Source organism: Aeromicrobium sp. A1-2, assembly GCF_003443875.1.
Classification (GTDB): Bacteria; Actinomycetota; Actinomycetes; order Propionibacteriales; family Nocardioidaceae; genus Aeromicrobium.
Genome location: NZ_CP027482.1, coordinates 166,672 through 179,817, shown reverse-complemented (window position 1 = coordinate 179,817; position 13,146 = coordinate 166,672). Strand labels below are relative to the sequence as shown.

Annotated in this window: 12 protein-coding genes; 4 read left to right on the top strand and 8 right to left on the bottom strand. The window is 69.1% G+C overall.

The genetic code is table 11. From position 1 onward, the window contains the following. Positions 1-4: 4 nt before the first annotated feature. Entirely contained in the window at positions 5-1,330 is a 1,326-nt protein-coding gene (gene hemL / locus C6I20_RS00840; protein ID WP_254052198.1) for a glutamate-1-semialdehyde 2,1-aminomutase, read from the bottom strand. A 176-nt stretch (positions 1,331-1,506) separates the two neighbouring features. On the opposite strand from hemL, the gene C6I20_RS00835 reads away from it, so the two are divergent. Beyond that, complete coding sequence (locus C6I20_RS00835; RefSeq protein WP_162891050.1) at positions 1,507-2,718, top strand: lytic transglycosylase domain-containing protein; 1,212 nt, start codon at positions 1,507-1,509, stop codon at positions 2,716-2,718. Between the two features lie 64 nt (positions 2,719-2,782). On the opposite strand, the gene hemB is transcribed toward C6I20_RS00835, so the two are convergent. The 7 genes from hemB to C6I20_RS00800 form a co-directional block, all read right to left on the bottom strand. After that, on the bottom strand, positions 2,783-3,760 hold the full coding sequence (gene hemB, locus C6I20_RS00830; RefSeq protein WP_118394227.1) for a porphobilinogen synthase: 978 nt from the start codon (positions 3,758-3,760) through the stop codon (positions 2,783-2,785). 2 nt (positions 3,761-3,762) lie between these two features. After that, positions 3,763-5,373 carry a uroporphyrinogen-III synthase gene (locus tag C6I20_RS00825; RefSeq protein WP_118398405.1) on the bottom strand — a complete coding sequence of 537 codons (1,611 nt, stop codon included), beginning with the start codon at positions 5,371-5,373 and terminating at the stop codon, positions 3,763-3,765. Between the two features lie 46 nt (positions 5,374-5,419). After that, positions 5,420-6,343, bottom strand: coding sequence for a hydroxymethylbilane synthase (hemC, locus tag C6I20_RS00820; protein ID WP_118394226.1), 924 nt, complete (start codon positions 6,341-6,343; stop codon positions 5,420-5,422). Further along, positions 6,340-7,635, bottom strand: coding sequence for a glutamyl-tRNA reductase (locus C6I20_RS00815; protein WP_118394225.1), 1,296 nt, complete (start codon positions 7,633-7,635; stop codon positions 6,340-6,342). The genes hemC and C6I20_RS00815 overlap by 4 nt, the downstream gene beginning before the upstream one ends. Then, the gene (locus tag C6I20_RS00810) at positions 7,632-8,315 is read right to left on the bottom strand and encodes a redox-sensing transcriptional repressor Rex (protein WP_118394224.1); all 684 of its coding nucleotides are present in this window, start codon (positions 8,313-8,315) and stop codon (positions 7,632-7,634) included. The genes C6I20_RS00815 and C6I20_RS00810 overlap by 4 nt, the downstream gene beginning before the upstream one ends. 118 nt (positions 8,316-8,433) lie before the next feature. Further along, positions 8,434-8,700 carry a glutaredoxin family protein gene (locus C6I20_RS00805; protein ID WP_371682653.1) on the bottom strand — a complete coding sequence of 89 codons (267 nt, stop codon included), beginning with the start codon at positions 8,698-8,700 and terminating at the stop codon, positions 8,434-8,436. Continuing rightward, entirely contained in the window at positions 8,697-10,268 is a 1,572-nt protein-coding gene (locus C6I20_RS00800; protein WP_118394222.1) for a class I adenylate-forming enzyme family protein, read from the bottom strand. Before C6I20_RS00800 ends, C6I20_RS00805 begins: the two co-directional genes overlap by 4 nt. 52 nt (positions 10,269-10,320) lie before the next feature. Between C6I20_RS00800 and C6I20_RS00795 the strand changes: the two genes are divergently transcribed. From C6I20_RS00795 to C6I20_RS00785, 3 genes are all read left to right on the top strand, one after another. Beyond that, positions 10,321-11,205: an HAD family phosphatase gene (locus tag C6I20_RS00795; protein WP_118394221.1), complete on the top strand. Its 885-nt coding sequence runs from the start codon at positions 10,321-10,323 to the stop codon at positions 11,203-11,205. A 46-nt stretch (positions 11,206-11,251) separates the two neighbouring features. Continuing rightward, complete coding sequence (locus C6I20_RS00790; protein ID WP_118394220.1) at positions 11,252-11,956, top strand: sigma-70 family RNA polymerase sigma factor; 705 nt, start codon at positions 11,252-11,254, stop codon at positions 11,954-11,956. Between the two features lie 97 nt (positions 11,957-12,053). Continuing rightward, the gene (locus C6I20_RS00785) at positions 12,054-13,106 is read left to right on the top strand and encodes a DUF5667 domain-containing protein (RefSeq protein ID WP_118394219.1); all 1,053 of its coding nucleotides are present in this window, start codon (positions 12,054-12,056) and stop codon (positions 13,104-13,106) included. Positions 13,107-13,146: the final 40 nt, after the last annotated feature.

The following is a 13,146-nucleotide window of genomic DNA, read 5'->3' as shown; positions in this document are numbered from 1 at the left end:
TCCTCTACGTCTTTCGATCAGGGCTGACGGCCTGGGCGGCTGCGCGGGCGGCTCCGGGGAGCGCTTCGGCAATTCTAGAGAGTGCCTCCGAGTCGTGCGCCGCCGAGACGAACCAGCTCTCGAATGCGCTTGGCGGGAGGTAGACCCCGGCGTCCAACATCGCGTGGAAGAACGGCGTGTAGCGCCACGTCTCCTGGCCCTGCGCGCCGGCGAAGCTGGTCACCGGCGCGTCGACGCCCCAGAACACGCTGAACATGTTGCCGGCGTTCTGCAGGACGTGCGGGACACCGGCTGCATCCAGCGCACCGGCCACCAGCCCCTGCAGCTGGGCCGAGGCGTCGTCGAGCCGGGCGTACGCCGCGGCGTCCGCGAGCTGCAGGGTCACCAGGCCCGCAGTCGTGGCGATCGGATTGCCCGAGAGCGTTCCGGCCTGGTAGACCGGCCCGACGGGGGCCAGCATCTCCATGACGTCACGCCGACCGCCGAATGCGGCGGCGGGGAATCCACCACCCATGACCTTGCCGAACGTCAGGAGGTCTGGGCGCCAGCCCTCGGGCTCCCCGTCGAGGCCCCAGTGGCCCGAGCGGGTCACTCGGAATCCCGTCATGACCTCGTCGCTGATGAACAGTGCGCCGTTGCGCGTGCACGTCTCGGCGAGGAATGCGTTGAACCCGGGCTCGGGGGGGACGACGCCCATGTTCCCCGCGGCGGCCTCCGTGATGAGGCAGGCGATCTGGTCGCCGTACTCGGCGAACGCCGCTTCCACGGCATCGCGGTCGTTGAACGGCAGGACGATCGTGTCGGCCGTGACATGCGCAGGCACACCGGGCGTCTCGGGCAGGCCCAGCGTCACGACGCCCGAGCCGGCTTCGGCCAGCAACGCATCCACATGACCGTGGTAGCAACCGGCGAACTTCACGATCTTGTCGCGGCCGGTGAAACCGCGGGCCAGCCGGATCGCCGACATCGTGGCCTCGGTGCCGGATGAGACCATCCGCACCGACTCAACCGGAGTTCGACCAACGATCTCCTCGGCCAGCAGCACCTCGGGCTCGCTCGGCGTCCCGAACGAGGTGCCCCGACCCACGGCGTCGGCGACCGCAGCCAGGACCTCCGGGTGCGCGTGGCCCAGCAGCATGGGCCCCCACGAGCCGACCAGGTCGACGTAGCGGTTGTCGTCGACGTCGGTGAGCCAGGCGCCCGAACCGGACCGCATGAAGATCGGCGTCCCGCCGACCGCGCGAAAGGCACGCACCGGCGAGTTGACCCCGCCGGGCGAGACATCACGTGCGCGGGCGAACAGTCGTTGCGATGCGGGGTTCGGAGTCACACCATCCATTGTCCTCAATGGCATTTCCGGTTGGTCGGCGGCGTCATCGGACCGTAACTTGGAGGTGTCCGGAATCGTTGTGTGGGTGTTCGTTGACTATGCGGCCACACTGGGGCTGCTGTAACATCGGTTTACGCTTATGTCGCGACACCGCGACAGCATGGAGGGCACGTCTTATGGGAGCTCGCAAGCTCACGCGTTGGCAGAAGGCCAGCGCGCTGGTCCCGATGGCCGTTCTGGTCGGTGCCTGGGGAGCCGCGCTCTCCAATGCGCAGCTCGCGACCGCCGCAGGCGACAGCTCGACATCGGACATCCCGGCCGTACCGGCGACCGCGTTCGAGCAGCCCGCCAGTGTGCAGCCGACCCCCGCTGGCATCGATGAGAAGGCTGGTCTCGCCGGCACCGTCTCGACGCTGTCGACCAATGGCATCCCGTCCTCCGCGCTGTACGCCTACCGCCGCGCCGAGACCCTCCTGGGCAAGGCCGACCAGTCCTGCAACCTCCCGTGGAACCTCGTCGCCGCGATCGGCCGCGTCGAGTCCAATCACGGCCGCACCAACGGCAACTCGCTAAACGCCGACGGAGTCGCGACGCCCGGCATCTACGGCGTCGCGCTCGACGGCAAGAACGGGCGCGCCAAGATCTCCGACACGGACAGCGGCGCGCTCGACAAGGACCCGGTCTACGACCGCGCGGTCGGCCCGATGCAGTTCATCCCCGGCACCTGGAAGTCCGTCGGTGTCGACTCCGACAACGACGGCAAGAAGAACCCGCAGGACATCGACGATGCTGCGACCTCGGCAGGCATCTACCTGTGCGCCGGCACCGACGACCTGTCGAGCCGGTCGGGCGCGGCTTCTGCGGTCAAGCGCTACAACCACTCCGACTCCTACGTCGACCTGGTCCTCTCGATCTCGGCCAAGTACGCGCAGGGCGACTTCACCCAGTCCCCCAACGGCTACTCGACCGCATCGGTCCTGACGTCCTCGTCGAATGACCAGACGCTGACGTCAACGCAGCGCGACAAGGCCAAGAAGGCAGAGCAGAAGGCCAACGAGCCCAAGCCGAAGCCCAAGCCGGGCGCAGGTGGCACGACCGGCGGCGGCACCGGCGGCGGCACGACCGGTGGCGGCACCGGCGGCGGCACGACCGGTGGCGGCACCAGCAGCGGCACGACCGGTGGCGTGACCGGACTGGTTGGCGGCCTCGTCGGCGACCTGACCGGCGGCGGCACGACGACTGGCGGCGGCGGCACCAGCGGCGGCAGCACGAGCGGCGGGTCCGCGACGCTGACCTGGGCCCAGGCCAAGGCGCAGTGCCTGGCTGAGGGCATCTCGTTGCTCAACCTGACCAAGCTCACGAGCTGCATCACCTCGTTGCTCAGCTGACTCCATCCGACGCACGAAGGGCCGGTCCTCACGGACCGGCCCTTCGTGCGTTGTCGTGCTGAGCTCAGCGGCGCAGGCGGGTCGCGAGCTCGACCGCCCAGTAGGTCAGGACGATGTCCGCCCCAGCCCGGCGGATCGACGTGATGATCTCGTCGATCGTGCGCTCACGGTCGATCCAGCCGTTGGCCGCAGCGGCCTCGACCATCGCGAGCTCACCAGAGATGTTGTACGCCGCGACCGGCACGTTGACCGTCGCGCGCACGTCCGCGATCAGGTCGAGGTAGGACAGCGCGGGCTTGACCATCACGATGTCGGCGCCCTCCTGGATGTCCAGGAGCACCTCCCGGATCGCCTCGCGGGCGTTGGCGGGGTCCTGCTGGTAGGTCTTGCGGTCGCCCTGGAGCGATGAGCCCACGGCCTCCCGGAACGGGCCGTAGAAGGCCGAGGAGTACTTGGCCGCGTACGCCAGGATCACAGTCTCGCCGTGACCCGCGGCGTCGAGCGCCGAGCGGATTGCGCCGACCTGGCCGTCCATCATGCCGCTGGGCCCGACGACGTGTGCGCCGGACTCGGCCTGCACGACGCCCATCTGCGCGTAGATCTGGACCGTTGCGTCGTTGTCGACCCGGCCCTGCGCGTCGAGCACGCCGCAGTGGCCGTGGTCGGTGAACTCGTCGAGGCACAGGTCCGACATCACGAGCAGGTCGTCGCCGACCTCCGCACGGGCGTCACCCAGCGCGACATTGAGGATGCCCTGCGGATCAAGCGCGCCCGAACCCTGCGGATCCTTGTGCTCAGGAACGCCGAACAACATGACACCACCGAGGCCCAGCGCAGCCGCCTCGGCGTACGCCTTGCGTGCGGACTCGCGGGTGTGCTGGACGACGCCGGGCATGCTGCTGATCGGTCGCGGCTCGCTGATGCCCTCCGCGACGAACATCGGGAGGATCAGCTGAGACGGCTGGACGTGCGTCTCGGCCACCAGCCGCCTCATCGCCGGCGACTGGCGCAGGCGACGAGGACGGTCGGCAGGAAACGACATGATCAGGCCTTGCGGCGCGTCGACGGACGCTTCTGCGAGGGCTTGGTCACCGGCTCGCCAGCTTCAAGGAACGCCAGACGACGCGCTGCCCCGAACTCGGCGAGTGCATCGGCCAGGACCTCGACGGACGGGGAATCGGCGATGACATCGACCCGCAGGCCGTGCTCCTCGGCGGTCTTGGCGGTTGCCGGGCCGATACACGCGATGATCGTCGACGTGTGTGGCTTTCCGGCGATGCCCACAAGGTTGCGGACCGTGGACGACGAGGTGAACATGACCGCGTCGAACTTGCCGGTCTTGATCGCCTCGCGTGTCGGGGCTGGCGGCGGCGCCGCCCGGACGGTGCGGTAGGCCGTGACGTCATCGACCTCCCAGCCCAGATCGACGAGTCCGGCCACGAGCGTCTCGGTCGCGATGTCGGCTCGAGGCAGGAAGACCCGGTTGATCGGGTCGAGCAGGTCGTCGTACGGCGGCCAGTCCTCGAGGAGCCCACGCGCCGACTGCTCACCCGTGGGGATCAGGTCGGACCGGATGCCCCACGTCGCGATCGCCTCGGCGGTCTTGTCACCGACAGCGGCGATCTTGAGGCCCGAGAAAGCGCGGGCGTCGAGCCCGTACTCCTCGAACTTCTCCCGCACGGCCTTGACCGCGTTGACGCTGGTGAAGGCGATCCATTCGTAGCGGCCCTCGACCAGGCCGCGGACGGCCTTGTCCATCTGCTGCGGGTTGCGCGGCGGCTCGACCGAGATGGTCGGGACCTCCTCCGACAGCGCACCGAAGCCACGCAGTCGGGCGGCGAGTCCGGCGGACTGCTCCTTGGTGCGTGGCACCAGGATGCGCCAGCCGTACAGCGGCTTGGTCTCGAACCACGACAGCGCCTCGCGCATCGTGACGACCTGGCCGACCACCGTGATAGCCGGCGCGGTCATGCCCGCGGCCTTCGCGTCGGCGGCGATGTCGGCGAGCGTCGAGACGACCGTGGTCTGCTCGGTCGTCGTGCCGACGCGGGTCATCGCGACGGGGGTCTCGGCCGAGCGTCCGGCGGCGACGAGGCCGCTGGCGACCTCTCCGATCCGGGCCACGGCGGACAGCAGGACCAGGGTCTCCTGGCCTGAGTGGTCCGACCAGTTGATCGAGGCATCCCCGACGCTCACGACGGAGTACTCGCGGTGCGTCCGGTTGGTCAGCGGCACACCGGCATACGCAGGCACCGCCGAGACCGAGGAGATGCCGGGCACGATCTCGAAGCCGATGCCGGCCTTGCTGCACGCGGCCGCCTCCTCGGGTGCCGTGGCGTACGTGAACGGATCGCCAGTGATCAGCCGCACGACGTGCGCGCCGGTCTTGGCATGCCTGACCACGAGCCGTGCGCGAGCCGCGTGGGTCAGCGTCTCGCCGTCCTCACCGACCCCGCCGTCGACAATGTCGGCGCCGTTGGTGACGAGTGCGGCATGCTCGGGCAGCTCCGTGATGACAATGTCGGCCTGAGCCAGCAGCTCGGCGGCGCGCACCGTCAACAGACTGGCATCTCCCGGCCCCGCGCCGACGAAGCTCACGTGGCCACGAGTGGCCTTGTTCGCGCTCGGTCGAGCCGTGGACGGTGCATCTCGCATCGCAGTGGTGATGGTCACGGTGGTCCTTTTCTCGATCTGCCTGGGGTTATGAGGTGACGACGGCCACGAGGGCGCCTGCGCCTTCGGCGAGCATCTCGGCAGCGAGACGCTCCCCGACCGCGGCGGCTTCGGATGGCAAGCCGGTCGCGGACAGTCGGATGGTGGGCGAGCCGGATGTGCTTCCGACCACGGCACGGAGCCAGAGCTCGTCACCGTCGTCGCCTTCGGCGACTTCGGCGAGGGCCCCGACAGGTGCACTGCAACCGGCCTCGAGGGTGGCGAGGAGGCTGCGCTCAGCGGTGACGGCAGCACGGGTGTCGCTGTCGTCGAGCCCACTGAGAAGTTGAATCGTGGCGATGTCGTCGGCGCGACATTCGCAGGCAAGCGCTCCCTGCCCGGGGGCGGGAAGCATCTGGAGGGGATCGATGACCTCGGTCGCCTCGTCAGCGCGGCCCAGCCGCAGCAGACCGGCACGGGCCAGCAGGACGGCGTCGTACTCGCCGGAGGTGACCTTGCCGATGCGGGTGCCGACGTTGCCGCGGATCGGCACGACCTCGACGCCCAGTCCCAGCGCGTTGAGCTGCGCCTCGCGGCGCGGCGAGCCGGTGCCGACGCGCGCGCCCTGCGGCAGCTCGCCCAGGGTCAGACCGTCGCGTGCGACCAGCGCGTCGCGCGGGTCCTCACGCGCCGGGATCGCGGCCAGCGCAAGGCGCGGGTCCGGAGTCGTCGGCAGGTCCTTGAGTGAATGGACCGCGAGGTCGACCTCGCCGCGGACCAGCGCCTCACGCAGCGCGGCCACGAAGACGCCCTGTCCACCGAACTCGACCAGCGGCTGCTGGTTGCGGTCGCCCTCGGTCGAGATCGTGACAAGCTCGACCTCGACGCCGGTCGCGCGGAGCCGGTCGGCGATCAGGCCCGACTGGGTCGTCGCCAGGGCGGAGGCACGGGTGCCCAGGCGAAGCGCCTTCACGACGACTCCCCCTTGACTCGCGTCACGGCGTCGACCGCGGACTGGTCCAGTGCGAACAGATCGGCCAGGGCATCCGCGTACGTCAGGCCCGCGGGACCGTCGATGAGTTGCTGCACCCGGACCGTCGGCGCATGGATGAGCTTCTCGGCGACGCGATGCAAGGCCTTGCGCACGCTGGCGAGCTCGTCCTTGGTCAGGTCCGGGAGCCGGGTCTCGATGCGGGCGAGCTCGGCCGCGACGACGTCGGTCGCCATCGTGCGCAGGGCGACGACGGTCGGCGTGATGTGCGAAGCGGCCTTGGCGGCCAGGAAGGTACGGACCTCGTCCTCCACGATCGAGCGGACCTGGGCGATATCGGCGGCGAGCTCGGTGTTCTCCCCGAGCCGGGCAAGCACGACCAGGTCGATCAGGTCGACACCATCCAGCTCGCGCACCTCGGGGTGGACGTCCCGAGGCAGGGCGAGGTCGATCAGGGCCATCGGCCGGCCGGCTGACGCAGCGGCGATGCGATCGCGGTCGAACACGACGCCCGTGGCGCCCGTGCAGCTGATCAGGACGTCGGCGGCGGCCAGCTCTACGTCCATGGCCTCCCAGCGCACGGCGCTGACGCCGAAGGTGGCGACCAGCGCGTACGCACGCTGGAACGTCCGGTTGGCGACCATGATGCGGTGGGGTGCGACGCCGCGACCGATCAGGGTGCGCACCGCGAGGCTGGCCATCGTGCCGGCGCCCGCGACCAGGAATCGCGAGTCCTCGGCATCGACGACTGGACCGGCGGCATCGAGCCCGGCCGTGACGATCGACGGTGCGAGCAGGTCGATGCCGGTCTCGGCGTGTCCCCGCTTGCCGATCCGCAGGGCCTGCTGGAACAGCGCGTTGAGCGCAGACCCGACGGTCGACTCGGCCTGCGCGCCGTGCAGCGCATCGCGGACCTGGCCGAGGATCTGGCTCTCACCGAGGATCATCGAGTCCATGCCGGAGGCAACGCCGAACAGGTGCGCGACGGCGGCCTCGTCGAAGTGCACGTAGACGTGACGGACGAAGTCCTCACGCTCCAGACCGGAGTGCTCGGCGAGCAGCCGGGACACCTCTTCGACCGCACCGTGGAAGCGCTCGGCCTCGACGTAGATCTCGACCCGGTTGCACGTCGAGATGACAACCGACTCGGTGACGAACGGCGTCTCGAGCACGAGGTGGGACAACTTGACCGATGCATCGGTGTCGAGCGAGACGCGCTCGAGCACGTCGATCGGCGCCGACTTGTGGGACATGCCCACGACCAGGACGCTCATGCGGTACCCCTCGTCTGCGCGCCGGCCTTGCGCTGCTCGTGGTAGGCGAGGATCTGCAGCTCGATCGACAGATCGACCTTGCGCACGTCGACGCCGTCGGGAACCTGCACCAGGGCGGGTGCGAAGTTCAGGATGCTGGTGATGCCGGCAGCGACGAGGTGGTCCGCGACGTGCTGGGCGGCCTCGCCCGGTGTCGCGATGATGCCGATCGAGATGGCCCGCTCACGCACGACCGCAGCGAGATCGTCCAGGGAGGAGACCGTGATGCCCGAGATGGTCGTGCCGATGCGCTGCGGATCCGAGTCGACCAGGGCAGCCACCCGGATGCCGCGGGTGCTGAACCCCTGGTACGCCGAGAGCGCCGACCCGAGATTGCCGACGCCGACGATGACGACGTCCCAGTCCTGGGTCTGGCCGATCTCGCGCGCGATCTGGTAGCGCAGGTACTCGACGTCGTAGCCGACGCCGCGGGTGCCGTACGAGCCGAGGTGCGACAGGTCCTTGCGGAGCTTGGCCGGGTTGACGCCGGCGCTCTCGGCGAGGTCATTGGACGAGCACGTCCCGACGCCCTGCTCGGTCAGCGCATTGAGCGCGCGCAGGTAGAGCGGCAGCCGGGCGACCGTTGCATCAGGGATGCCACGGGCGGTTCCGTCCGCATGGGGGGTGCGAAGTAAGGTCACAGTGCTCCTGCGCTGCACGACCGGGGATTATCCCTGTCGGGACTGGCGTGCGACGCAACGCCAGTTTAAGAGTTTGTGAACGCGTTAACAAAATCGAGACATTGCGTCGTGGCCCACGTCACACTCGTGGAGCGCGGGCCAGCGCTGCTCGCAGGCGTACGGGGTCGACCCGCCAGAAGTCGTGCTGCGCCCCATCGACGAACGTCACCGGCACCTGCTCGGTGAACCTCGAGGTCAGGTCTTCGTCGGTCGTGATGTCGACTCCCACCCACGAGTCACCCGTCTCGACGCAGATCTCGTCGACCAGCGACTCGGCAACCTCGCACAAGTGGCATCCAGGCCGGGAGTAGACGACGACCCGGGCATCCTCAGCGTGCCGGATCACGATGCGTCGAGACCCAGCGTCTCGCTGCGGGCGAGGGCGCGCAGACGGCCCTTCGCGACCTTGCCGGTGGCCGAGTGCGGCAACCCGTGGACCACGACGATGCGTCGCGGCTGCTTGAACCGGGCGAGACGCGTGCGGCAGTGCGCCTCGACGGACTCCAGCAAGACGCTCTCGTCGGCGCCTGGCCGGTCGGGCACGACGAAGGCCACGACCGCTTCCCCGGTCTCCTCGTCGGGCAGCCCGACGACCGCGACCTGCGCAACCCCCGGGACCTCGGCGATGACGTCCTCGACCTCGAAGGGATAGACGTTGAATCCCGAGACGATGACGAGCTCACGCAGCCGGTCGACGAGGGTGAGGTCGCCGTCCTCGTCGAGCAGTCCGATGTCTCCCGTGGGGTACCAGCCGTCGTCGCGGGGGCCGTCGACCCCATCGGGCCAGTACCCGGAGAAGAGATTGTCGCCCCTGACCCAGATCTCGGCGGGGTCGCCGGCGCGCGAGTCCTCGCCATTGGCCTCGACGATTCGCACGTCGATGCCCGGGAGCGCACGACCGACCGAACCCGACTTGGGCGAGGTGCTCGCATCGCGGGGGGAGCCGAACGTCGTGGCGATGACCGGGGCGGTCTCGGTCAGTCCGTAGCCCTGCTCGATGTACTTGCCCGACGATGCCAGGAAGGTCTCGGCGAGCTCGGGATCCAGCGCGGAGGCGCCAGACAGGATCGTGGTGACGAGCGCGAGCTTGTCCCGCAGGTCGTCGCGGCCCGCCCAGGCCGCCACAACCGGCGGGGCCAGGGGGATGTTGGTGATGCCCTCGGCGACGATCTGGTCCAGCAGGCCGCCGGGGTCGAAACCGTCGACCAGGACCACGCGGGCGCCCTGCCGCACGGCCTGGCCCAGCACGCAGTTGAGCCCATAGATGTGGAACATCGGCAGCAGCCCGAGACACACGTCGTCCGACGTCATGGCGGGAGGATCGAGCCGGGCGACCTGCTCGATGTTGGCGATCAGCGCACGGTGGGTCAGCATGGCGCCGCGCGGCTTGCCGCTCGTGCCGGACGTGTAGAGGACGACGGCGAGCGCCTCGGCATCAGCTGGTGCCGCCGGCGCCGCACCGGTCGCGTCCGCGAGGAAGGCTTCGAAACCAGACTCCCCCGGTCCCGGATCCGCTCCGTCGACTATCACGCTGATCTGGTGTTCGTCCGTCACGGCTTCCCGCACCTGGGTCACGCCGGCCTCGTCGCAAAGCACAACCCGGGCCAGCGAGTCCGCCAGCATGCGACCGATCTCCCGTGTCGTGGATCGCGGGTTGATCGGCACCGCGACCATCCCGCCGCGCAGGATGCCGAAGTACGCGATCGGCAGGTCAATGCGGTTCGCCATGACGATCGCGACGCGCTGCCCGGCAACAAGCCCTCGGGCGGTCAGCCCGCGCGCCACGGCGTCGGCAGCCTCGTCGAACTCGCGCCACGTGACCTCTCGGCGTGCGGTGCGATGCTCGACCAGGGCGACGCCGCCCGGATCATGGGAAGCGGCCGCGCGGAGGTAGTCGCTGACATTGACCGTCACGACCCGAGTCAACCACACGCCACGGCGCACCGAGGGCGTTAGTCTCGGTTACATGCCCCGGGACGCACGACCCGATCAACCGCGCAATCTGCAGTCGCGATCGGTCCTTCCCGGCCAGGCCTCTGCCTCGGCCTCGGAGATGGAGACCGCTCTCACGACGCAGCCCGACCTGACCGGCGCAGCGTTCTTCGACGTCGACAACACGATCATGCAAGGCGCCTCGATCTTCCACCTGGCTCGTGGACTGCATCGTCGCAAGTTCTTCACGACCCGCGACATCCTCAAGGCCACGTGGCAGCAGATGTACTTCCGGGTCGCCGGCGTCGAGGACCCCGAGCACATCGCCAAGGCGCGATCCTCGGCGCTCGCCTTCATCGCCGGGCACCAGGTCCGCGAGCTCGAGGAGATCGGTGAGGAGATCTTCGACGAGAACATGGCGCACAAGATCTGGCCCGGCACCCGGGCGATCGCTCAATGGCACCTCGATCGCGGTCAGCGAGTCTGGCTGGTCACCGCCGCGCCCGTCGAGATCGCGAGCGTCATCGCACGTCGGCTCGGTCTGACCGGCGCCCTTGGCACCGTCTCGGCGCATGTCGACGGCGTCTACACCGGCGAGCTCGTCGGCGAGATGATGCACGGCGAGGGCAAGGCCACGGCGATCAAGGAGATCGCTGAGCGTGAGGGCCTGACCCTGGCGGACTGCTACGCCTACTCCGACTCCAGCAACGACCTGCCGATGCTGTCCCTCGTGGGCCATCCCTGTGCAGTCAATCCCGACTCGGCTCTCCGCGCCCATGCCAAGTCCAGCGGCTGGCGGATCCGCGACTATCGCACCGGGCGCAAGGTCGCCCTGGTCGGCGGAAAGGGCGCCGTGGCGGCAGTCGCGGCCGCTGGGACGTGGCGTGCGCTCCGTCACAGAAAAAAACAAAGGCACTGACACAGGCCACCGCGCAGGTTAGGCTTCCGGTGATCAGGGAGGGCCTGTGAGGAGTGCCACATCTGCGTTGCGCGTCGCGCTGTCGCTGGCCCTTGCGACCCCTGACAACCGATCGCTGCTCATCGCCCTGGCCGTCGCGGACTCCCCGGCCTACGCACCGTCCAGCGGCAACAGCCCCAGCCCGCGCGACGAGCACGACCCCGAGGCGACTCGTCTGCGCGCACTCGTCGACCTCGCCAAGGAAGGCGACGGCGAGGCGTTCGGCCAGCTGTACGACCACTACGTCACCGGGGTCTTTCGGTTTGTCTACTATCGGGTCGGATCGCAGCAGCTCGCCGAGGACCTGACCAGCGAGACGTTCGTTCGGGGGCTCCGCGCGATCCAGCGTTTCAACTGGCAGGGCAAGGATTTCGGCGCCTGGTTGACCACGATTGCGCGCAATCTCGTCGCCGATCACTTCAAGTCCAGCCGCGCCAGGCTCGAGATCGTGTCCGAGACGATCCCCGAGGGCAAGGTCACCGTCGCCAGCCCTGAGGAAGAAGTCCTGGCGCTGATCTCCAACGAGATGTTGTTCGAGGCAGTCAACTCGCTACCCAACGAGCAGCGCGACTGCATCCTGATGCGGTTCATCCAGGGCATGTCGATCGCCCAGACCGCGGCTTCGCTCGGGCGGAGCGAAGGTGCCATCAAGCAGCTCCAGCTGCGTGCCGTCCGGAGCCTCGCCAAGACGATGCCGGAGGACGCACGATGACTGTTCGCGAAACATTTGTCCTGTCATTTCACCGTAACCTCCCGCGCACAGGAATCGTTGGTATCTCCGTAACATCCACTGCAGTGAGGAACATGCCATGATCGGCCGTCGCGACAACGACGACGCCCAGTCCTTCGACGAGGCCTGGAGTGGTCGCGCGCCCCGCGACGAGCACATCGCCGATCTGGTGCGATTCGCCGAGCAGCTGTGCGCGTCTGCCGCGATCGAGCCGTCGCCGCACTTCCGCGATGCCCTCCGCCAGCAGCTCATGACCGAGGCCGAGACGGTCCTGGTCGCGACACCGCCCGCTTCACGCACCGCGACCACGCCGGCCCGCGAGGGCCACCCCGTCCGACGTCGGGTCGCCGCACTCACCGCGACCCTCGTCGCCTCCGCCGGCGTCGTCGGCCTGGTTGCCTCCAGCGCGTCGGCCGTGCCCGGCGAGATGCTCTACCCGGTCAAGCGGAGCGTCGAGTCCGTCGAGCTCGCCCTGCACCGCAGCGACGAGTCACGCGGCTCGTTCCAGCTCGCGCAGGCCTCCGAACGTCTCGCCGAGGCGCAGAAGCTGAGCGCTGACAGCAGCACCGACGAACGGGTCGCCAAGGCTCTCGACGACTTCTCCTCGCAGGCCGAGTCGGGCTCCACCTCACTGTTCAGCGACTTCACCGACAGCGGCGACGAGAAGTCGATCCGGACGGTCAACGACTTCGCCGCCAAGGCGACCGCCGACCTGTCGACCCTGTCCACGGTGCTCCCGACCGGAGCCGACGACTCGTTCGACGCCGCCACCGCCGCGATCAGCAACCTGGCCACCCAAGCATCCTCGCTGTGTTCCGCCTGCACGAGCAGCGATGTGCAGCAGCTCGTCGCGGCCGTGTCGGGCCTCGCCAAGGGCACCAGCGGCTCGGCGAGCGACAGCACCGACAAGTCGACCCCCTCGGACTCTGCGGCCAACGGCACGAAGGCCGGCACGGGCTCCACGCCGACCTCTACGCCCACCCCGAAGCCGATCCTCGCTTCGCCGTTGCCGACCAAGCCCCCGTCGCTCGCCGACATCACGGATCCGGTCGTCGGCGCGTTGCTCGGCGACGACGACCAGGAGGGGCTCGTGCCCGGCCTGCTCAACGGTCTGCTTGGCGGCGGAAAGTAGCTCGAGCGGCTTTGCCCCGCTCGGCCCGGTGATCACCTGA

Excerpts from the sequence above, each read along its gene's own strand:
- C6I20_RS00815 (WP_118394225.1), bottom strand. The coding sequence starts at position 7,635 with ATGAGCGTCCTGGTCGTGGGCATGTCCCACAAGTCGGCGCCGATCGAC.
- C6I20_RS00835 (WP_162891050.1), top strand. The coding sequence starts at position 1,507 with ATGGGAGCTCGCAAGCTCACGCGTTGGCAGAAGGCCAGCGCGCTGGTC.
- C6I20_RS00795 (WP_118394221.1), top strand. The coding sequence starts at position 10,321 with ATGCCCCGGGACGCACGACCCGATCAACCGCGCAATCTGCAGTCGCGA.
- hemB (WP_118394227.1), bottom strand. The coding sequence starts at position 3,760 with ATGTCGTTTCCTGCCGACCGTCCTCGTCGCCTGCGCCAGTCGCCGGCG.
- C6I20_RS00785 (WP_118394219.1), top strand. The coding sequence starts at position 12,054 with ATGATCGGCCGTCGCGACAACGACGACGCCCAGTCCTTCGACGAGGCC.
- C6I20_RS00825 (WP_118398405.1), bottom strand. The coding sequence starts at position 5,373 with ATGCGAGATGCACCGTCCACGGCTCGACCGAGCGCGAACAAGGCCACT.